This is a genomic window from Streptomyces sp. PTL18 (genome assembly GCF_059510295.1).
The window spans coordinates 134,261-154,808 of sequence record NZ_JCAJZO010000013.1 but is presented as its reverse complement, the minus strand read 5'-3'; the positions used below and the strand labels follow the sequence as shown (position 1 = coordinate 154,808).

15 protein-coding genes are annotated in these 20,548 nt (G+C 70.5%); 7 read left to right on the top strand and 8 right to left on the bottom strand.

What is annotated here, in order from left to right; translation table 11 throughout:
- Positions 1–77: 77 nt before the first annotated feature.
- Positions 78–1,730 (top strand): glucose-6-phosphate isomerase, encoded by a 1,653-nt coding sequence (gene pgi / locus AC5WS8_RS24110; RefSeq protein ID WP_496105531.1) that lies wholly within the window; start codon positions 78–80, stop codon positions 1,728–1,730.
- 91 nt (positions 1,731–1,821) lie between these two features.
- Here pgi and AC5WS8_RS24105 read toward each other — a convergent pair whose 3' ends face one another.
- From AC5WS8_RS24105 to AC5WS8_RS24095, 3 genes are all read right to left on the bottom strand, one after another.
- Positions 1,822–4,101, bottom strand: coding sequence for an ABC transporter permease (locus AC5WS8_RS24105; RefSeq protein WP_496105530.1), 2,280 nt, complete (start codon positions 4,099–4,101; stop codon positions 1,822–1,824).
- 64 nt (positions 4,102–4,165) lie between these two features.
- Complete coding sequence (locus AC5WS8_RS24100) at positions 4,166–4,927, bottom strand: ABC transporter ATP-binding protein (protein ID WP_496105529.1); 762 nt, start codon at positions 4,925–4,927, stop codon at positions 4,166–4,168.
- Entirely contained in the window at positions 4,924–5,439 is a 516-nt protein-coding gene (locus tag AC5WS8_RS24095; protein WP_496105528.1) for a PadR family transcriptional regulator, read from the bottom strand. Before AC5WS8_RS24095 ends, AC5WS8_RS24100 begins: the two co-directional genes overlap by 4 nt.
- A gap of 121 nt (positions 5,440–5,560) precedes the next feature.
- Between AC5WS8_RS24095 and AC5WS8_RS24090 the strand changes: the two genes are divergently transcribed.
- The 5 genes from AC5WS8_RS24090 to AC5WS8_RS24070 all read left to right on the top strand — a co-directional run bounded on the left by AC5WS8_RS24090 (position 5,561) and on the right by AC5WS8_RS24070 (position 12,212).
- Positions 5,561–6,832 (top strand): ABC transporter substrate-binding protein, encoded by a 1,272-nt coding sequence (locus AC5WS8_RS24090; RefSeq protein WP_496105527.1) that lies wholly within the window; start codon positions 5,561–5,563, stop codon positions 6,830–6,832.
- Between the two features lie 168 nt (positions 6,833–7,000).
- The gene (locus AC5WS8_RS24085; RefSeq protein ID WP_496105526.1) at positions 7,001–8,647 is read left to right on the top strand and encodes a glycoside hydrolase family 13 protein; all 1,647 of its coding nucleotides are present in this window, start codon (positions 7,001–7,003) and stop codon (positions 8,645–8,647) included.
- Positions 8,648–8,685: 38 nt separating this feature from the next.
- Positions 8,686–10,011 (top strand): ABC transporter substrate-binding protein, encoded by a 1,326-nt coding sequence (locus tag AC5WS8_RS24080; RefSeq protein WP_496105525.1) that lies wholly within the window; start codon positions 8,686–8,688, stop codon positions 10,009–10,011.
- Positions 10,012–10,017: 6 nt separating this feature from the next.
- Positions 10,018–11,376: an ABC transporter permease gene (locus AC5WS8_RS24075; RefSeq protein ID WP_496105524.1), complete on the top strand. Its 1,359-nt coding sequence runs from the start codon at positions 10,018–10,020 to the stop codon at positions 11,374–11,376.
- Positions 11,373–12,212, top strand: a complete 840-nt coding sequence (locus AC5WS8_RS24070; protein ID WP_496105523.1) for a carbohydrate ABC transporter permease — start codon at positions 11,373–11,375, stop codon at positions 12,210–12,212. The genes AC5WS8_RS24075 and AC5WS8_RS24070 overlap by 4 nt, the downstream gene beginning before the upstream one ends.
- 245 nt (positions 12,213–12,457) lie before the next feature.
- Here AC5WS8_RS24070 and pgl read toward each other — a convergent pair whose 3' ends face one another.
- From pgl to tkt, 5 genes are read right to left on the bottom strand one after another with little or no spacing between them, the layout of a single operon-like run.
- On the bottom strand, positions 12,458–13,240 hold the full coding sequence (gene pgl, locus AC5WS8_RS24065; RefSeq protein ID WP_496105522.1) for a 6-phosphogluconolactonase: 783 nt from the start codon (positions 13,238–13,240) through the stop codon (positions 12,458–12,460).
- Positions 13,237–14,292, bottom strand: coding sequence for a glucose-6-phosphate dehydrogenase assembly protein OpcA (gene opcA, locus AC5WS8_RS24060; protein ID WP_496105521.1), 1,056 nt, complete (start codon positions 14,290–14,292; stop codon positions 13,237–13,239). Before opcA ends, pgl begins: the two co-directional genes overlap by 4 nt.
- Entirely contained in the window at positions 14,289–15,821 is a 1,533-nt protein-coding gene (zwf, locus tag AC5WS8_RS24055) for a glucose-6-phosphate dehydrogenase (protein ID WP_496105520.1), read from the bottom strand. The genes opcA and zwf overlap by 4 nt, the downstream gene beginning before the upstream one ends.
- 4 nt (positions 15,822–15,825) lie before the next feature.
- The gene (gene tal, locus AC5WS8_RS24050) at positions 15,826–16,944 is read right to left on the bottom strand and encodes a transaldolase (RefSeq protein ID WP_496105519.1); all 1,119 of its coding nucleotides are present in this window, start codon (positions 16,942–16,944) and stop codon (positions 15,826–15,828) included.
- A gap of 34 nt (positions 16,945–16,978) precedes the next feature.
- Positions 16,979–19,099 (bottom strand): transketolase, encoded by a 2,121-nt coding sequence (gene tkt / locus AC5WS8_RS24045; RefSeq protein ID WP_496105518.1) that lies wholly within the window; start codon positions 19,097–19,099, stop codon positions 16,979–16,981.
- A gap of 384 nt (positions 19,100–19,483) precedes the next feature.
- Here tkt and AC5WS8_RS24040 point away from each other — a divergent pair, with 384 nt between their 5' ends.
- The gene (locus AC5WS8_RS24040; RefSeq protein WP_496105575.1) at positions 19,484–20,470 is read left to right on the top strand and encodes a heme o synthase; all 987 of its coding nucleotides are present in this window, start codon (positions 19,484–19,486) and stop codon (positions 20,468–20,470) included.
- The last annotated feature ends 78 nt before the right edge of the window (positions 20,471–20,548 follow it).

The window sequence follows — 20,548 nt, the reverse complement described above, 5'->3', positions numbered from 1 at the left end:
CGGGATCAATTAGGTTGGGACCGGCAGCGGGGCGAGGTACACGGCAGCACAGGCAAGGAAGAAGGCTGAAGTCCCAGATGAACGCAGACAGTCGTACCAGGCTCAACCAGACGCCCGAGTGGACCGCTCTGGCCAAGCACCGTGAGGAGCTCGGCGAGGTGCGGCTGCGCGACCTGTTCGCGGCGGACCCGGGCCGCGGCAGCGGGTACGCCCTCCAGGTCGGTGACCTGCACGTCGACTACTCCAAGCACCTGGTCACCGACGAGACGCTGCGTCTGCTGCGCGAGCTGGCCGCCGCGCGGGACGTTTTCGGGCTCAGGGACGCCATGTTCCGCGGCGAGAAGATCAACACCACCGAGAACCGCGCGGTCCTGCACACCGCCCTGCGAGCGCCCCGGGACGCGGTGATCGAGGTCGACGGTGAGAACGTGGTGCCCAAGGTGCACGCGGTGCTCGACAAGATGACCGACTTCGCGAACCGGGTCCGCTCCGGTGAGTGGACCGGCCACACCGGCAGGCGCATCAAGAACGTCGTCAACATCGGCATCGGTGGCTCCGACCTGGGTCCTGCGATGGCGTACGAGGCGCTGCGCGCCTACACCGACCGTGATCTGACGGTCCGCTTCGTGTCGAACGTGGACGGGGCGGACCTGCACGAGGCGATCCGTGACCTGGACGCGTCCGAGACGCTGTTCATCATCGCCTCCAAGACGTTCACCACGATCGAGACGATCACCAACGCGACCTCGGCCCGCACGTGGCTGCTGGACGAGCTGAAGGCCGGTCAGGAGGCGGTCGCCGCACACTTCGTGGCGCTGTCGACGAACGCCGGGAAGGTCGAGGAGTTCGGCATCGACACGGCCAACATGTTCGAGTTCTGGGACTGGGTCGGCGGCCGCTACTCCTACGACTCGGCGATCGGCCTGTCCCTGATGATCGCCATCGGTCCGGACCGCTTCCGGGAGATGCTCGACGGCTTCCGCACCGTCGACGAGCACTTCAGGACCGCGCCGGCCGAGTCCAACGTGCCACTGCTGCTCGGCCTGCTGGGCATCTGGTACGGCAACTTCCACGATGCCCAGTCGCACGCCGTGCTGCCCTACTCGCACTACCTGTCCAAGTTCACCGCGTACCTCCAGCAGCTGGACATGGAGTCCAACGGCAAGTACGTCGGCCGGGACGGACGCGAGGTCGAGTGGCAGACCGGACCGATCGTCTGGGGCACCCCGGGCACCAACGGGCAGCACGCCTATTACCAGCTCATCCACCAGGGCACCAAGCTCATCCCGGCCGACTTCATCGGCTTCGCCCAGCCGGTCGCCGAGCTCTCCGACGAGCTGAAGGCCCAGCACGACCTGCTGATGGCGAACTTCTTCGCCCAGACCCAGGCGCTCGCCTTCGGCAAGACCCCTGAGGAGGTGCGCGCGGAGGGCGTGCCGGAGGAGCTGGTGCCGCACAAGACGTTCAAGGGCGACCACCCGACCACCACCATCCTCGCCAAGGAGCTGACCCCGTCGGTCCTCGGCCAGATGATCGCCCTCTACGAGCACAAGGTGTTCGTTCAGGGCGCGATCTGGAACATCGACTCCTTCGACCAGTGGGGAGTGGAGCTGGGCAAGGTCCTCGCCAAGCGCGTCGAGCCCGCGTTGACCGAGGGTGCCGAGGTGCCGGGGCTGGACGGGTCCAGCAAGGCCCTGGTCGCCAAGTACCGGCAATGGCGCGGCCGTTAGAGGCAGGGCAGCGGGAGGCGGGCGGCACGGCCGTCCGCCCCGGCTCCCCGCTCGGGCCACCCTGTTCGGGCTGTTCTGGGGGCCCTGTTCACTACACCGCGCTCAGCGTGTCCGCGAGCCGTCGGCGGGCCGCGCGGGCCGCGGGCACGGCGGCGAGCGCGGCGGCTCCCGCCACGGCCGCGGTTCCGAACAGCAGCAGGAGGGCGGGGGAGGGACCCTGGGCCAGCCCGGCGCCGATGCCGCTGGAGCGGCCCTGGACGTCGATCAGCCAGTGGGCGAGGGGAAGCCCCAGGGCCGTACTGACGACCACGGCGGCCAGGGCGGTGCAGGCGGTGGCCGTGACCGTGATCGCGGTGATCTGCCGCGGGGACAGTCCGATCGCCTTGAGCGCCAGGAGGTCCCGTTCGCCCTCGCGGACGGTGCCGCCGATGGCGGTCAGCAGTTCGACGATCCCGATGAGCGCGAGCACGGCGATCAGCCCGGCGACGACTCCGCGCAGCGGTGACAGACCGTCCGCGGGGTTCGCCACGGCGTGCACGTCCAGGTGCCCATGGGCGGCCCTGGCCAGGTCGCCGGCGACCCGGTGCGGGTCGGCGCCGGGGCGGAGCCGGAGCTGGTACAGGGTGGGACGCAGGCCCGGGTCGTTGTCGCGCAGGGTGTCGAGCGAGGTGGAGATGACCCGGCCGGCGTTCTCCGGTTCGATGCTGCGGCCCACGATGTGCAGGATCTGCGGCTGGTCGCCCACCGTCATCCGCACCCAGTCGCCGACCCGCACATCCAGCAGGTCGAGCAGCCCCTGCCCGGCCACGGCCTCGTCGGGCCCCCGCGCGGGACGGCCCTCGGCGAGCGCGTAGGGGTAGGGGTTCTGGCGGGTGCCCAGGCCGCGCAGGGCGATGGTCGCCGTCTGCCCCGGCACCAGGGCGGCCACCTCCACGCCCGGGTAGGCGTCGGCGACCTGCCGGTCGCGTGCCAGCAGGGCGCGGGTGGCCGCCTCGCCGAGACTGCTGTCGGGGCGCACGGTGAGGGCGGTGGGCAGGCCGACCTCCTCGGGCCTCGAGTGGAAGCGGTCGATCGTCGTCCACGCGCTCATCGCCACCACGATCAGCAGCAGCGGCAGGGCGAGCCGGGCGACCGTGGCCAGCGACCGGGGACGGCGGGCGAACGCCCGGTGCCAGCCCAGGACCAGCGCGGGCGGCAGGCGCAGACCGAGGGCGCCGCGTGCCAGGGCCGTCAGGCGTCCACCGGCCGGCGCCGCGGGCCGTGGCACCGGCACCGGAGGCACCCGTCCCGCCCGCCAGGCCGCCAGCCCGGTGGTGGCGGCGATGAACAGCACCGCTCCGGCCGGGACGGCGAACAGCGCCACGGTGTGTTCCGGCAGTCCCTGCCACACGCCGACCGCGTCCCCGAAGCGCCCCGGCAGCAGGCGGCCCAGCCCCCGGGCGAGCGCCGCCGCGGCCAGCGCGCCGAGCAGGGCGTAGGCCACGTGCTGGAGCAGGAAGACCCGGACGACCTGGCCGGGTGTGAAGCCGATCGCCTTCAGCACCGAGATGTCCCGCAGATGGCCCCGCACCCGGGTGCCGATCGCCCCGTGCACGGCGAACCCGGCCGCCACCAGGGCACCCAGGCCGAACAGGCCGAGGACCTGCCCCAGCAGCCGGTTGTCGCCCTGCGCTTCCGCCCGCGCCTGCTTCCAGGTCGAGACCTCGCTCACCGCGCCGGCGCCGAGCACGGTGACGGCGCGCTGGACGGCGTAGTCCGTGTCGTCGGGGTCGGCCAGGCGCAGCCCGGTCACCTGGCCGTCGGGGGCGCGCACGGCGGACGGCAGGGCCCAGACGAGTCCCGGCTGCTCACCGGGGCGGTAGCGGGGTCCGGCGCTGTCCGCGATGCCCACCACGGTCAGTGTCCGGGCCGCCCCGGCCACCGTCAGGGTGTCTCCCGGCTCGGCCAGCAGCGCCCGGGCGAGCCGGCTCTCCAGCACGACGCCGCCCGGGGTCGCGGGATTCAGCCAGTGGCCGGAGATGAGCAGTGGCCGGCCGACGGAGGGCCGCCCGGGCGTGGCACGCAGCTCGACGGAGGCACGGGTGCCACGGGAGACGAGGGCCGTGCGCTCGGTCGGATAGGGACCGGCGACGGACTCGACGCCGTCGAGGTGGGCGAGCACGGCCGGGTCGGCGGAGCGTACGGTGTGGATCCACACGTGGGCGCCGCGCGCCTGGGTGAAGACGCGCTGCCAGGGGTTGGTGGCGTACCCGAACAGGGCCGTGGCCAGCAGCAGGGAGGCGACGATGCCCGCGGTGGCGAGCACCATGAACAGTGCTTCGCCGCGGTGGGTGCGCAGATCGGAGTGGGCCCAGCGCAGGGTGGCTCGCACGGGCCTCAGCCCCCCGGTCCCGGTGGTGCGGAAACCCGGCACGTCAGGTGGTCGTACACCGCACTCAGTCCTTCAGTTCCAGAACGCCGGACACCCCGGTGGTCCCGGCCCGGCCGCGCGGTGGCGTGCCGTCCAGTTCCGCGTCGTCGACGATCCGCCCGTCGAAGAAACTGATGACACGGTCGGCCGCGCTCGCCAGCCGGGCGTCATGGGTGACGAGGAGGATGCTCTGGCCCCGCTGGTGGAAGCGGGACAGCAGTCGCATCACCTCGCGGGTGCCCTTGCTGTCGAGGCTGCCGGCGGGCTCGTCGGCGAGCAGCAGCGGCGGGTGGTTGACCAGGGCCCGGGCCAGCGCGACCCGCTGCTGCTCGCCGCCGGACAGCTCGCCCGGCATGCTGCGCTCCTTGCCGGTCAGGGCCAGCTCGGCCAGCAGCGCCTCCCGCTCGGCCCGCGCCTGCTTCGGCGGCACACCGGCGAGCAGGGCGGGCAGCTCCACGTTGTCCGCCACCGACAGGTCGGAGACCAGGTTGAAGAACTGGAAGACGATCCCGATGCGCTTCCTGCGCTCGACGGCCCAGCGCGCCTCGCTGTAGGAGTCGGTGCGTTCGCCGTCCAGCCAGATGCTGCCGCCGTCGGGTCGCTGCAACCCGCCGAGCAGGTGCAGCAGCGTCGACTTCCCGGCGCCGGACGGGCCGGTGACGGCCACGAACTCACCGCGCGACAGACTGAGATCGACTCCGCGCACGGCGTGCGCCGGGGCGCCTTCGCCGTAGTGGGTCTTGGCCAGGCCCTCGGCGCGCAGGACAGGAGTGGGGCGCTCGCTCATTCCAGCTCCTCCAGTTCCTCCTGGCACCGCTCCAGCCAGTCGAGGTCGGCCTGCAGGTGCAGCATCGCGCCCTCTATCAGCAGATGGGCGATACGGTTGTCGCGGTCTTCGGCGGCGGCCAGTTTCGACAGGTCGCGCATGGTGTTGAGGTATTGGCGCCGCTGCTTGTTGATCAAGGCGATCTGGTCGGCCAGACCGGTCCGCGGGGCGAGCGCCAGTTTCATGAAGAACTCGTCCCGTACCCGCGGCTCGTCCTCGGTGTCCTCGAACCAGGCGTGCAGCGCCTCCCGCCCGGCATCGGTGAGGTGGTAGACCTTCTTGTTGGGTCGGCTGGACTGCTCGACGTCCTCGCCCTCGATCAGTCCGGACTTCTCGAGGCGGGCGAGGGTGACGTAGATCTGGCCGACGTTCGGCTGAGGGTACGCGGAGCCCAGCAGTTGCTCAAGGTCCTGCTTGAGCTCGTAGCCGTGGGCGGGGCCGCGCGCGAGGAGTGCCAGGAGGGGCAGGCGCACTCGTGCTGTCCTCCTGTCCTCGGGATGTGCTCCAGGCCCTAGTATCGCGCATACCTAACGGGTATACATGGCCTCTGACCCCGGGCGAGGGTGCCCGGTGCCGGTGTACAGGGAGGAACCTATGCGGTGGATACGCGCCGCCGGTAGGGGCCTCCTCGTCCTCGCCGTGATCATGACCGGGTACGTCGCCTCCGGCGCCCGCGCCGACGAGGGGCAGGCAGGCGGCCGTGGCCCGCTCACCCTGGCCACCGCGGGAGACCTCACCGGCTACCTCGGCCCCCTGCTCCAGGGCTGGAACCGCACCCACCCCGACGAGAAGGTCACCCTCGTCGAGCTGCCGGACTCCGCCGACGAGACGCATGCGCAGATGACCACCGACCTGCGCGGCGGCGACCGCAGCCGGTTCGACGTCCTGAACATCGACGTCGCCTGGACCTCCGAGTTCGCGGCGGCAGGCTGGATCCGACCGCTGCCGCGCGACAGGTTCCCGCTGAAGAGCTTCCTGCCGCCGGTCGTCGGCACCGCCACCTACGACGGACAGCTGTACGCGGTCCCGTATGTCACGAATGCCGGTCTGCTCCTGTATCGCAAGGACATCCTGGCCAAGGAGGGCGTGCCACCGCCGCGCACCTGGGCGGAGCTGGAGCACGAGGCGAAGACCATCGCCCCCAAGTACGGCCTCGACGGTTACGCGGGCCAGTTCCTGCCGTACGAGGGCCTCACCGTCAACGCGGCGGAGGCCGTGTACTCGGCGGGCGGCACGATCCTCGGCGACGAGGGCGAACGCGTCACCGTGAACTCGGCTGCCGCCCGCGAGGGCATCGGATTCCTCGCCCGCGGGGTGCGCGAGGGATGGATCCCGAGGAAGGCGTTGACGTACAAGGAGGAGGAGTCGAAGCAGGCCTTCGAGGAAGGCCGGCTGCTCTTCCTGCGCAACTGGCCGTATGCGTACGTCGCCGCCTCGGCCCCGGGCTCGAAGGTGGCCGGGAAGATCGGCGCCGTCCCGCTGCCGGGGCCCCACGGCCCTGGGACGAGCGTCCTCGGCGGCTCCAACCTGGCCGTCAACGCCCATGCACGGCACCCCGAGTCGGCCGCGCGCCTGATCGCGTACCTCACCAGCGAGCGGGTCCAGCGCCAGGTGCTCACCCGCGGGGCGCTGCCACCGGTGCGCGCCGCGCTCTACGACGACCCCCAACTCGTACGGCGGTTCCCGTACCTGCCCACCCTGCGTGCCGCCGTGCTCGCGGCCGCGCCACGCCCCAAGAGCCCGCGCTACGACCAGGTCAGCCTGGCGGTGCAGGCGGTGGTGCACGACGCGCTGACAGGGCGGGAGACGCCCGAGTCGGCGGTACGACGCTTGGCGCGCGAACTGGCCGCCATCTCTCATCGCTAGTTACTTGTTAGGTAACGCGGACATCTCATCTGTGCTCACGGTGGCCTGTTAAGTCCGGATTTAGTACCCCAACTTCCCAGTAGCTTCTGTCTTGTTCGTTGACACCCTCGTGAAACCGATACTTAACATGCATGCATAACCGTTAGCACGCACAGACAGGTCAACGGGGTGAGTCCCAAGCACATCGACACCCGTCGCTGGTGGCGCGACGCAGTGATCTACCAGGTGTACGTCCGCAGCTTCCTGGACAGCACCGGCGACGGCATCGGCGATCTGGCCGGGGTCAGGGCCGGCCTGCCGTACCTGAAGAAGCTCGGCATCGACGGGATCTGGCTGAGCCCCTTCTACCCCTCCCCGCAGCACGACCACGGCTACGACGTCTCCGACTACTGCGACGTCGACCCGCTCTTCGGCGACCTCGCCGAGTTCGACCTGCTGATGGCGGCCGCCCGGCGGCTCGGCATCAAGGTGCTCCTGGACATCGTCCCCAACCACTGCTCAAGCGAGCACCCGTGGTTCCGCGAGGCCCTCGCCTCGCCGTCCGGCAGCCCGGCCCGCGCCCGCTTCCACTTCGCCGACGGCCGCGGCCCGGACGGCTCCGAGCCGCCCAACAACTGGCACGCCATGTTCGGCGGCCCGGCCTGGACCCGGATCACCGAGGCGGACGGCCGTCCCGGCCAGTGGTACCTGCACATGTTCACGCCCGAGCAGCCCGACTGGAACTGGCGCGACCCCGAGGTCCCCGCCGAGTTCGACCGGGTGCTGCGCTTCTGGCTGGACCGGGGCGTCGACGGCTTCCGCATCGATGTGGCCGCAGGCCTCTTCAAGCACCCGGAACTGCCGGACTCCCCGGACCCGGAGGCCGACGCCCGCACCCGCGACTCGGTCAACCCGCTCGCCTGGAACCAGCCAGAGGTGCACGACGTGTGGCGGCACTGGCGATCGGTCTGCGAGGAGTACATCGCACGCGACGGCCGCGAGCGCCTGCTGGTCGGCGAGGTCTCCGTACCCACCGCCCGCGAGCACGCGCAGTACGTCCGCCCGGACGAGCTGCACCAGGCGTTCTTCTTCGACCTGCTCAGCGCCCCCTGGGACCCCGACGCCTTCCGCAAGGTGATCTCGGAGGCCATGCAGGACATCGCCGGCACGGGCTCCACGGTCACCTGGGTCCTCAACAACCACGACCAGGTCCGCACCGTCACCCGCTACGGGGAACCCACCCCCCAGGGCAGCGGCCTCGGCGCCGCCCGCGCCCGCGCCGCCGCGCTGCTGATGCTGGCGCTGCCCGGAGCCGCGTACATCTACCAGGGTGAGGAGCTCGGCCTGCCCGAGGTCGTCGACCTGCCCGACGACGTGCTCACCGACCCGATCTTCCGCCGCACCGGAAGCCGCGCCCGCATCCGCGACGGCTGCCGGGTGCCGCTGCCCTGGTCCGGGCAGGCCTCCCCGTTCGGCTTCACCTCCGGCGCCGAGGGGGCCAGGCCCTGGCTGCCGCAGCCGGAGTGGTTCGCCGAGCACGCCACCGAGCGCGCCCTCGCCGACACCCGCTCCTTCTGGCACCTCTACCGCGACGGTCTCCAGCTGCGCTCCTCGCTCCCGCAACTGGGCGAGGGCTCGCTGCGCTGGCTGGACGCCCCGCCCGGGGTCCTCGCCTTCGCACGCGGTGAGGACCTGGTCTGCGCGGTCAACTTCGGTACGGCTCCCACCCCCGCTCCGGTCTCCGGCACCCCTCTGCTCGCCAGCGGCCCCTGCCCGCCCGGGGTGCTCCCCGGCTCGACCGCCGCCTGGTGGACCAGCGACGGCACCGACCTCTGAACCCCGTCAACTCCCCACCCTCCGAAGGGACATCAACGATGATGCGACGACGTACCACCCTGCTCACCGGCTGCACCGCCCTCGCCCTCGCGCTCGGCGCGACCGCCTGCGGCGGCGGCCCCGTCACCGCGGGCGGCGGCGACAAGGCGCTCAGCGGCCAGACGGTCACCGTGGCCGGTGTCTGGACGGGCAGCGAGCAGAAGAACTTCCAGAAGGTCCTGGACGCGTTCAGCGCGAAGACCGGCGCCAAGACGCAGTTCATCTCCACCGGCGACAACGTCTCCACCGTCGTCGGCAGCAAGATCGAGGGCGGCAACGCGCCGGACGTCGTGATGGTCCCGCAGGTCGGCGTGCTCCAGCAGTTCGCCGAGAAGGGCTGGCTGAAGCCGCTGTCCGCGACCACCCGGCAGTCGGTCGACAGCAACTACGCGCCGGTGTGGAAGAAGTACGGCAGCGTCGGCGGCACCCTCTACGGCCTGTACTTCAAGGCTGCCCACAAGTCGACCGTCTGGTACAGCCCGGACGCGCTCAACCAGGCCGGGGTCAAGCCGCCGAAGACGTTCGACGAGATGCTCAAGGCCGGGCACACCGTCTCCGACTCCGGCCTCGCCGCCTTCGCGGTCGCCGGGGAGGACGGCTGGACCCTCACCGACTGGTTCGAGAACATCTACCTCTCCCAGGCCGGTCCCGAGAAGTACGACGCGCTCGCCGCGCACAAGCTGAAGTGGACCGACGCGAGCGTGGTCAAGGCGCTCACCACGCTCGGCAAGCTGTTCAAGGACAAGCAGCTGATCGCGGGCGGCCGGCAGGAGGCCCTCAACACCGACTTCCCCGGTTCGGTGGAGAAGGTGTTCGGGCCCAAGCCCGAGGCGGGCATGGTCTACGAGGGCGACTTCGTGGCCGGGGTCGCGCACGACCAGTTCGGAAAGACGATCGGCAAGGACGCGAACTTCTTCCCGTTCCCGTCGGTGGACGGAGGTACGGCACCGGTCGTCAGCGGCGGTGACGCGGCGGTCGTCCTCAAGGACGGCAAGAACGCCAAGGCCGGCATGAAGCTGCTGGAGTACCTGGCGACCCCCGAGGCCGCGGCGGTGTGGGCGAAGGCGGGCGGCTTCCTGTCCCCGAACAAGAAGCTCGACCTCTCCTCCTACGCCGACGACGTGACGCGGGAGACTGCCAAGTCCCTGATCACGGCGGGTGATTCGGTCCGCTTCGACATGTCCGACCAGGCGCCGGCGGCCTTCGGCGGCACCAAGGGCGCCGGCGAGTGGAAGCTGCTGCAGGACTTCCTGCGCGACCCGTCGAACCCGAAGGCGACCGCGGCCCGGCTCGAGGACGCGGCGGCCAAGGCCTACCAGGGCTGACCGGACATGACTGCCACGCTCGTGAAAGAGGCGAGCCCGCCGACCGCCGCCGGTGCCGCCGAAAGGCGCCGCACCCGGCGGCGGGGGCGGATCATCGCCCTGCTGTTCGTGTTCCCCGCCCTGTTGCTGCTCGGTGCGCTCGTCGTCTACCCCGTGCTGTTCTCGATCGGCCGCAGCTTCTTCGACGCCTCCGGGACCCGGTTCGTGGGCGGGGGCAACTACGCCGAGATGTTCCGCGACCCGGCGACGCTGAAGGCCATCCGGAACACGACGATCTGGGTCGTCGTCGCTCCGGCGATGCTGACGGGGCTCGGGCTGATCCTGGCCGTGCTGGTGGAGAAGGTCCGCTGGGCGACGGCGTTCAAGCTGCTGCTGTTCATGCCGATGGCGGTGTCCTTCCTCGCGGCGGGCATCATCTTCCGGCTCGCGTACGACCAGGACCCGAACAAGGGGGTGCTGAACGCGGCCGCCGTCTCGGTCCACGACGCCTTCGAGGGCACGTCCGCGTATCCGACGGCGCGGGCGCGCCAGGGCCAGGGGCTGACGCAGGGCCGTGACGGCTCCTACGCGACGAGCGCAGGCGTCTCCCCCGGTGACTCGGTGACGCTTCCGATGGTCGGCGTCCTGCCCAAGGACCTGCCGAAGGACGCCTCGCCCGCCTATGCGGCGGCCGGGAAGAAGGCCGCGCCCGACGAACTGCGCGGGGTCGTCTACCTGGACTTCACACCCGGTGGGGGCGGGAGGCAGGGGAAGGTGGACCGGCCGGAGAGCGGGCTGCCGGGGATGAAGGTCGAGGCGGTGCGCGACGGACGGACGGTCGGGAGCACGACGACGGCGGCCGACGGCTCCTTCCGCTTCCCGGGACTGAAGTCCGGCTCGTACACCGTGAGGCTCCCGGCGTCGAACTTCGCACAGCCGTACCAGGGCGTGTCCTGGCTCGGTCCGACGCTGGTCACGCCCGCGATCATCGGGGCCTACCTGTGGATCTGGACCGGCTTCGCCATGGTCCTGATCGGCGCCGGGCTGGCGACGCTTCCGCGGGACGCGCTCGAGGCGGCGCGGATCGACGGGGCGAACGAGTGGCAGATCTTCCGGCGGATCACGGTGCCGCTGCTCGCACCGGTGCTGACGGTCGTCTTCGTCACCCTCGTCATCAACGTGATGAAGGTGTTCGACCTCGTCTACATCATCGCGCCCGGGCCGGTGCAGGAGGACGCGACCGTGCTCGCGACGCAGATGTGGCTGGTGTCGTTCGGCGGCGGCAACAACCAGGGGCTGGGCAGTGCGCTGGGTGTGCTGCTCCTGCTGCTGGTGGTTCCCGCGATGGTCTTCAACGTCCGGCGTTTCCGAAGGAGTCAGCGATGAACGCGGTGAGGAGGGGGCTGGGCAGCGGGCTGGTGCAGGCCTTCCTGGTGGTGGTCGGTCTGGTATGGCTGACCCCGCTGGCGGGGCTGTTCGTGTCGTCGCTGCGGTCGGCGTCGGACACGGCGAAGGGCGGCTGGTGGACGGCGCTGGTCAGCCCCGGGCAGCTGTCCTTCGACAACTACTCGGCCCTGCTGAAGAACGCCGGGATCACGCAGGCGTTCTGGAACACGGTGCTGATCTCGGTGCCGGCGACGGTCCTGGTGGTCGTGCTGGCGGCGCTCGCCGGATACGCCTTCGCATGGCTGGACTTCCCCGGCCGGGAGGCGCTGTTCCTGCTGGTGGTGGCGCTGCTGGTGGTGCCGGTGCAGATCGGTCTGCTGCCGGTGGCCAAACTCTTCGGCCAGCTGGGCCTGTTCGGCACGATCCCCGGTGTCGTCCTCTTCCACGTGGCGTACGGGTTGCCGTTCGCGGTGTTCCTGCTGCGGAACTACTTCGCGGAGATACCCAAGGAGATGCTGGAGGCTGCGCGGATGGACGGGGGCAGCGAGTGGCGGATCTTCACCCGGCTGGTCCTGCCCGTGGGGCGGCCGGCCATCGCCAGCCTGGCCATCTTCCAGTTCCTGTGGGTGTGGAACGACATGCTGGTGGCGCTGCTGTTCGCCGACAGCTCGTCGCAACCGCTGACCGTGGCACTGCAGTCGCAGATACGGCAGTTCGGCAGCAACATCGATGTGCTGGCGCCGGGGGCGTTCCTGTCGCTGATCGTGCCGGTGGCCGTCTTCTTCGCGTTCCAGCGGCACTTCGTGCAGGGGGTGATGGCCGGCTCGGTCAAGTGACCGAGCCGGCCGGGGCGACCCGTGCGGGGCGGCCGAGAAGACGGCCGCCCCGGTCACGCGTGCCTCCTGCACCGGGCGCCCGCGCCGCGGACACACCTGATCCGTGCACCGCTCGCGGTGGTGGTCAGCGCCCCGTGGTCACCGCCCCGTGGTCACTGTTGCGGCAGAACCGGCCCGACTCTGCCCCAGGGGGTCAACCGAGGAACGGGGGCGGCGGTCGGGTCACCCGCTGCCGCCCCCGTTCCTCACGGTGACGCCGGCGGGTACAAAGAGCGCGGCAGCTTCGACGCCGCCGCCGCGTCCAGCAGCCACAGCGTGCGCGAGCGGCCGTGGGCTCCCGCCGCCGGAGCCTGGATCTCACCTGCGCCCGACAGGGCGATCGCCGCCGCCTGCGCCTTGTCCTCGCCCGCCGCCAGCAGCCAGACCTCGCGCGCCGCCCGGATCGCCGGCAGCGTCAGTGAGATGCGCGTCGGCGGCGGCTTCGGCGCGCCGTGGACGGCGACGACCGTTCGTTCGGTCTCCCGTACCGCCGGCAGTTCCGGGAACAGCGACGCCACGTGCGTGTCCGGGCCGACGCCCAGCATCAGCACGTCGAAGGTGGGCACCGCGCCGTGGTTCTCGGGCCCCGCCGCCCGGGCCAGCTCCGTCGCGTACGCCTCGGCCGCCGACTCCACGTCCGCACCGTACGGGCCGTCCGACGCGGGCATGGCGTGCACGCGCTTCGGGTCCAGCGGCACGGAGTCCAGCAGGGCCTCGCGGGCCTGGGACACATTGCGCTCGGGGTCGCCCTCCGGCAGGTAGCGCTCGTCGCCCCACCAGAGGTCCAGGCGGCCCCAGTCGACGGCGTCCCGCGCCGGTGCGGCGGCCAGCGCGGCGAGCAGGCCGTTGCCGTTGCGGCCACCGGTGAGCACGACCGACGCCGAGCCGCGTGAGGCCTGCGCGTCCACGATCTTCGTGATCAGCCGGGCCGCCGCGGCCTGAGCCATCAGCTCCTTGTCGCGGTGCACGACGAGCTGGGGAGCAGTCACTTGGCGGCCGCCTTCTTCGCCGGGGCCCTCTTCGTGGCCTTCTTCGCGGGTGCCTTCGCGGCCGTCTCCACGGGGGCCTCGACCGCCACCGGCTCCCGCTCCGGAGCATCGGCTGCCTCCGCCGCCCCCGCGTTCAGCCGGTCCACCCCGTACCGCAGTGCCGACGCGTAGGTGTCGTCCGGGTCCAGCCGGCGCAGCTCCTCCGCGATCAGCTCGGCCGTCTCCCGGCGCTTGAGCGCCACCGCGCGGTCCGGCTGACCCTGGATCGACAGGGTCGCGAGGGTGCCGTCCGCGCGGTCCAGGGCGATCGGGCCGCAGGTCGTGTCCAGGCGGACCGCGGTCAGGCCGGGGCCGCCGGACAGCGAGCGCTTCACGGGCACCTCCAGCCGGTCCGCGAGCCACATCGCGAGAAGTTCGCAGCTCGGGTTGAACTCCTCGCCCTCCACCTCGACCTTCGTCACCTCGCAGCTGACCTGGTCGAGGGCCGCGGCCAGCATCGACCGCCAGGGCGTGATGCGGGTCCACGACAGGTCCGTGTCGCCGGGCGTGTAGGCATCGGCCCGGGCGCTCAGCTCCCGTACCGGCGCCTCGGCCGTGTAGGAGTCCGTCACCCGGCGCTGCGCGAGCGCGCCGAGCGGGTCGTTCGCGGGGTCGAGCGGCGCGTTCACCGGCCACCAGGCCACGACCGGGGCGTCCGGCAGCAGCAGGGGGAGGACGACCGACTGGGCGTGGTCGGCCACCTCGCCGTACAGCCGCAGCAGCACCGTCTCGCCGGTGCCCGCCTCCGCGCCCACCCGTACCTCGGCGTCCAGGCGCGACGACGTGCGGTCGCGCGGCGACCGCGAGACGCGTTTGATGACCACGAGGGTGCGCGAGGGGTGCTCGCGCGAGGCCTCGCTGGCGGCCTTCAGCGCGTCGTAGGCGTTCTCCTCGTCGGTGACGATGACCAGCGTGAGCACCATGCCGACGGCGGGTGTGCCGATGGCGCGGCGGCCCTGCACCAACGCTTTGTTGATCTTGCTGGCCGTGGTGTCCGTGAGGTCTATCTTCATGGCCGGCGCCAGCTCCGTCCGTCTCGCTGAAGCATCTCGTCCGCCTCGACGGGTCCCCACGTGCCGGCCGGGTACTGCGCGGGCCTGCCGTGCTTGTCCCAGTACTCCTCGATCGGGTCGAGGATCTTCCAGGACAGCTCGACCTCCTCGGTCCGCGGGAAGAGGTTGGCATCCCCCAGCAGCACGTCCAGGATCAGGCGCTCGTACGCCTCCGGGCTGGACTCCGTGAAGGACTCGCCGTAGGCGAAGTCCATGGACACGTCCCGGATCTCCATCGAGGTACCCGGCACCTTGGAACCGAAGCGCACCGTGACGCCCTCGTCCGGCTGGACGCGGATGACGACCGCGTTCTGGCCCAGCTCCTCGGTGGCCGTCGTGTCGAAGGGGGAGTGCGGGGCACGCTGGAAGACCACCGCGATCTCCGTCACCCGGCGGCCCAGCCGCTTGCCGGTGCGCAGGTAGAACGGCACGCCCGCCCAGCGGCGGTTGTCGATCTCCAGCTTGACCGCGGCGTAGGTGTCGGTCTTCGACTTCTTGTCGATGCCCTCTTCCTCGAGGTACCCGATGACCTTCTCGCCGCCCTGCCAGCCGGCCGCGTACTGCCCGAACACGGTCGAGGCGCCCAGGTCCCTCGGCAGCCGGACCGCCCCGAGCACCTTGGTCTTCTCCGCGGCGAGCGCGTCGGCGTCGAAGGAAGCGGGCTCCTCCATGGCCGTCAGCGCCAGCAGCTGCAGCAGGTGGTTCTGGATGACGTCCCGGGCGGCGCCGATGCCGTCGTAGTAGCCGGCGCGGCCGCCGATGCCGATGTCCTCGGCCATGGTGATCTGCACGTGGTCCACGAAGGACCGGTTCCAGATCGGCTCGAACATCGTGTTGGCGAACCGCAGCGCCAGGATGTTCTGGACGGTCTCCTTGCCCAGGTAGTGGTCGATCCGGAAGACCTGGTCCGGGGCGAAGACCTCGTGCACGACCTTGTTGAGTTCCTCGGCCGACGTCAGGTCGTGGCCGAACGGCTTCTCGATGACCGCGCGGCGCCAGGAGCCTGCCTGCTGGTCGGCCAGTCCGTGCTTCTTCAGCTGCTGGATGACCACCGGGAAGGATTTGGGCGGCACGGAGAGGTAGAAGGCGAAGTTGCCGCCCGTCCCCTGCGCCTTGTCGAGCTCCTCGATCGTCGAGCGCAGCCGCTCGAACGCGTCGTCGTCGTCGAAGGTGCCCTGGACGAAGCGCATCCCCTGGAGGAGCTGCTGCCAGACCTCCTCGCGGAACGGTGTACGCGAGTGCTCCTTGACGGCGTCGTGGACCACCCTGGCGAAGTCCTCGTGCTCCCAGTCGCGGCGGGCGAAGCCGACGAGCGAGAAGCCCGGTGGCAGCAGACCCCGGTTTGCCAGGTCGTAAACGGCCGGCATCAGCTTCTTACGTGACAAATCGCCCGTAACGCCGAAGATGACCAGGCCCGACGGCCCCGCGATGCGCGGGAGCCGTCGGTCCGCGGCGTCACGAAGCGGATTCGCTCCGTGTACGGATGTCAAGATCTCAGCCCTCCGAGGGCGCGAGGCGCTGCAGTTCCGCCTCGGTCGACTTGAGGAGGTCGTTCCAGGACGCCTCGAACTTCTCGACGCCCTCGTCCTCCAGGAGCTGGACCACCTCGTCGTAGGAGATCCCGAGCTTCTCCAGCGCGTCCAGGTCGGCGCGCGCCTGCTCGTAGGTGCCGGCGACGGTGTTGCCGGTGATCTCTCCGTGGTCCTCGGTGGCCAGCAGGGTGGCCTCCGGCATGGTGTTCACCGTGTTCGGCGCCACCAGCTCGTCCACGTACAGGGTGTCCTTGTACGCCTTGTCCTTCACACCGGTGGAGGCCCACAGCGGACGCTGCTTGTTCGCCCCCGCCTTCTCCAGCGCGCTCCAGCGGTCGGAGGAGAAGACCTCCTCGTACGCCTCGTAGGCGAGCCGCGCGTTGGCGACGGCGGCCTTGCCGCGCAGCGCCCTGGCCTCGTCGGTGCCCAGCCGGTCGATCCGCTTGTCGACCTCGGTGTCGACGCGGGACACGAAGAAGGACGCCACCGAGTGGATCCTGGAGAGGTCCAGGCCCCTCTCGCGGGCCTTCTCCAGGCCGCTGAGGTAGGCGTCCATGACCGCGCGGTAGCGTTCCAGCGAGAAGATCAGCGTGACGTTGACACTGATGCCGTTGCCGATCGTCTCGGTGATCGCCGGCAGGCCCGCACGGGTGGCCGGGATCTTGATGAGGGTGTTCGGGCGGTCCACCAGCCACGCCAGCTGCCGGGCCTCGGCGACGGTGGCCCGGGTGTTGTGGGCGAGCCGTGGGTCGACCTCGATCGAGACCCGGCCGTCCTGGCCCTCGGTGGCGTCGAACACCGGACGCAGAATGTCCGCGGCGTCCCGGACGTCCGCCGTGGTGATCATGCGGATCGCCTCTTCGACGGTGACCTTGCGGGCGGCGAGGTCGGCGAGCTGCTGCTCGTAGCCGTCGCCCGACGAGATCGCCTTCTGGAAGATCGTCGGGTTGGTGGTGACGCCCACGACGTGCTGCTGGTCGATCAGTTCGGCGAGGTTGCCGGACGTGATCCGCTTGCGCGACAGGTCGTCCAGCCAGATCGCGACGCCTTCCTCGGAGAGGCGCTTGAGTGCGTCTGTCATGGAAAATGCATCTCCTACGTGTCGTGTATCAGCGTCAGCGCTGGGCTGCGGCGATCCCAGTTGTTGAATTGAGCACAGCCCGGGCGGCGGATGCGACGTTCTCGGCAGTGAAGCCGAACTCCCGGAAGAGCACCTTGCCGTCGGCCGAAGCACCGAAGTGCTCCAGGGAAACGATGCGTCCGGCATCTCCGACGTACTTGTGCCAGGTGAGTCCGATTCCGGCCTCCACCGCGACCCGCGCCTTCACCGACGGCGGCAGGACGCTGTCCCGGTACCCCTGGTCCTGCTCCTCGAACCACTCCACGGACGGCATCGACACCACCCGCGTCGCAACGCCCTCGGCCTGGAGCTGCTCCCGCGCCTCGACGGCGACATGCACCTCGGACCCGGTGGCGATCAGGATCACCTGAGGCGCCGCGTTCTGCCCGTCAGGCCCTTCCGCCTCGAACAATACGTAGCCACCGCGCGCGGTGTCCTCGTTCGGCTCGTACGTCGGCACGCCCTGACGGGTCAGCGCCAGACCGTGCGGGGCGCCCTTGCCGAACTCCTTCGTCCAGCGCCTGAGGATCTCGCGCCAGGCGATGGCGGTCTCGTTGGCGTCGGCCGGGCGCACGACGTTCAGGCCCGGGATGGCGCGCAGCGCGGCCAGGTGTTCGACCGGCTGGTGGGTCGGGCCGTCCTCGCCGAGGCCGATGGAGTCGTGCGTCCACACGTACGTCACCGGCAGGTGCATCAGGGCGGACAGGCGCACGGCGTTGCGCATGTAGTCGGAGAACACCAGGAACGTGCCGCCGTAGATGCGGGTGTTGCCGTGCAGCGCGATGCCGTTCATCTCCGCGGCCATGGAGTGCTCGCGGATGCCGAAGTGGATCGTGCGTCCGTAGGGGTCCGCCTCCGGCAGCGGGTTGCCGACCGGAAGGAAGGAGCTGTTCTTGTCGATGGTCGTGTTGTTCGACCCGGCGAGGTCGGCGGAGCCGCCCCACAGCTCGGGGATCACCGCACCCAGCGCCTGCAGCACCTTGCCGGAGGCGGCACGCGTGGCGACTCCCTTGCCCGCCTCGAAGACCGGGAGCTTCTCCTCCCAGCCGGTGGGCAGCTCCCCCTTGCTGATCCGGTCGTACTCGGCGGCACGCTCGGCGTTGTCCTGGCGCCACTGCTGGAAGGACTTCTCCCACTCGGCCCTGGCCTCACGGCCCCGCCGCAGCGCCTCGCGGGTGTGCGCCAGCACCTCGTCCGCGACCTCGAAGGACTTCTCCGGATCGAAGCCCAGGACCCGCTTGGTGGCGGCGACCTCGTCCTCACCCAGCGCGGAGCCGTGTGCGGCCTCGGTGTTCTGCGCGTTCGGCGCGGGCCAGGCGATGATGGAACGCATCGCGATGAAGGACGGCCGGTCCGTGACCTTCTTCGCTTCCTGGACGGCGTCGTAGATGGCGTGCGGGTCGAGGTCGCCGTCCGGCTTCGGGGCGACCCGCTGCACGTGCCAGCCGTAGGCCTCGTACCGCTTGACCGTGTCCTCGGAGACCGCGGTCTCGGTGTCGCCCTCGATCGAGATGTGGTTGTCGTCCCACAGGAGGATCAGATTGCCGAGCTTCTGGTGACCGGCCAGCGAGGACGCCTCCGCGGAGATGCCCTCCTGCAGGCAGCCGTCACCGGCGATGCAGTAGATGAAATGGTCGAAGGGGGACTCGCCCTGCGCGGCCTCCGGGTCGAACAGACCGCGCTCGTAGCGGGCGGCCATCGCCATGCCCACCGCATTGGCGACACCCTGGCCCAGCGGGCCGGTCGTGGTCTCCACGCCCACCGTGTGCCCGTACTCGGGGTGGCCGGGGGTCTTCGAGCCCCAGGTGCGGAAGGACTTCAGATCGTCCAGCTCCAGGCCGAAACCGGCCAGGTACAGCTGGGTGTAGAGGGTCAGCGACGAGTGGCCGGCGGACAGCACGAAACGGTCACGGCCCACCCAGTCGGCGTCGGCCGGGTCGTGGCGCATCACCTTCTGGAAGAGGGTGTAGGCGGCCGGAGCCAGGCTCATCGCCGTACCCGGATGGCCGTTTCCGACCTTCTGTACGGCATCGGCGGCCAGGACACGCGCGGTGTCGACCGCGCGCTGGTCCAACTCGGTCCACTCGAGGTCTGTGGTGGTCGGCTTGGTGCTCACCCTGGGTCAGGGCTCCTCTCCACATGTCGAATGCCGGTGCACTGGGCGCCCACCGGCCGCTGCTGAGCCTACCCCCGTGAGTACGTGCGTCTTTTCGGGTCATTCCAGACTGCCGGGAGTCCCGGACGTCCGCCTCCCGACCCGCCATATTCCTTGGTCGGCAACTGAATACGGACCCGCTCATCCGATCGCTCAACCGAGCGTGAACCGGCTCGTACTCCACCGTTCCTTTCGCCGTTCGTCCCACCGGCCGCACAGCCGTCGGTGAACACGACCCACCCCCCGCGAAGGGCACGCTTCGGGCAACGTCTAGAGTTGCGTGAGTACGCGCGAGCCATTACTGGACGTTCACGACCACGGCTCGCTGGGATGTCTCTGTCAGGGGTGTGCGTGACGGCCGTCGAATCCCGTCCTGGGGGCACCTCCCAGGCCCTTCAGGCACTGGGGGAGGGGGTGCTTGGTGCGAGCAAGAGCCCGAGCCACCGGCCGTTCGGGGCCCGTGTCAAGGCGTTCGTGGCACTGACCAAGCCGCGGATCATCGAGCTGCTGCTGATCACCACGGTCCCGGTGATGTTCCTCGCCCAGCAGGGCGTGCCGGACCTGAAGCTGGTCCTGCTCACCTGCGTCGGCGGCTACCTGTCCGCGGGCGGCGCCAACGCGCTGAACATGTACATCGACCGCGACATCGACGCGCTGATGGACCGCACCTCCCAGCGCCCGCTGGTCACCGGCATGGTCAGCCCGCGGGAGTGCCTCGCCTTCGGTATCACGCTGGCGGTCGTCTCCACCCTGCTGTTCGGGTTCACGGTCAACTGGCTGTCGGCCTGGCTGTCGCTCGGAGCCCTGCTTTTCTACGTCGTCGTCTACACGATGATCCTCAAGCGCCGTACGTCGCAGAACATCGTGTGGGGCGGCATCGCCGGCTGCATGCCGGTGCTCATCGGCTGGTCCTCGGTCACCGACTCCATGTCGTGGGCCCCGGTCGTCCTCTTCCTCGTGATGTTCTTCTGGACGCCGCCGCACTACTGGCCGCTGTCGATGAAGGTCAGGGAGGACTACGCGCGCGTGGGCGTGCCGATGCTGCCGGTCATCGCCTCCAACAAGGTGGTCGCGCGGCAGATCGTGATCTACAGCTGGGTGATGGTCGCCGTCTCCCTGCTGCTCACCCCGCTCGGCTACACCGGCTGGTTCTACACCGCGGTCGCCCTCGCGGCGGGCGGCTGGTGGCTGTGGGAGGCGCACGCGCTGCAGAACCGGGCCAAGGCGGAGGCCACCGGGGTCAAGCTGAAGGAGATGCGGCTCTTCCACTGGTCCATCACCTACGTTTCGCTGCTGTTCGTCGCGGTGGCCGTGGACCCCTTCCTCCGCTGACGTACCCTTCCGGCCGGCACTGAGGTACTGACGTATGTCACAGGGCACTGCTCTCGCCAGTCGATCTACTCGTCGGTA

What these genes read in the sequence shown, in the direction of transcription:
- pgi (WP_496105531.1), top strand. Translation starts at nt 78, where the DNA reads ATGAACGCAGACAGTCGTACCAGGCTCAACCAGACGCCCGAGTGGACC.
- AC5WS8_RS24100 (WP_496105529.1), bottom strand. Translation starts at nt 4,927, where the DNA reads ATGAGCGAGCGCCCCACTCCTGTCCTGCGCGCCGAGGGCCTGGCCAAG.
- AC5WS8_RS24090 (WP_496105527.1), top strand. Translation starts at nt 5,561, where the DNA reads ATGCGGTGGATACGCGCCGCCGGTAGGGGCCTCCTCGTCCTCGCCGTG.
- AC5WS8_RS24080 (WP_496105525.1), top strand. Translation starts at nt 8,686, where the DNA reads ATGATGCGACGACGTACCACCCTGCTCACCGGCTGCACCGCCCTCGCC.
- AC5WS8_RS24075 (WP_496105524.1), top strand. Translation starts at nt 10,018, where the DNA reads ATGACTGCCACGCTCGTGAAAGAGGCGAGCCCGCCGACCGCCGCCGGT.
- AC5WS8_RS24070 (WP_496105523.1), top strand. Translation starts at nt 11,373, where the DNA reads ATGAACGCGGTGAGGAGGGGGCTGGGCAGCGGGCTGGTGCAGGCCTTC.
- opcA (WP_496105521.1), bottom strand. Translation starts at nt 14,292, where the DNA reads ATGAAGATAGACCTCACGGACACCACGGCCAGCAAGATCAACAAAGCG.
- tal (WP_496105519.1), bottom strand. Translation starts at nt 16,944, where the DNA reads ATGACAGACGCACTCAAGCGCCTCTCCGAGGAAGGCGTCGCGATCTGG.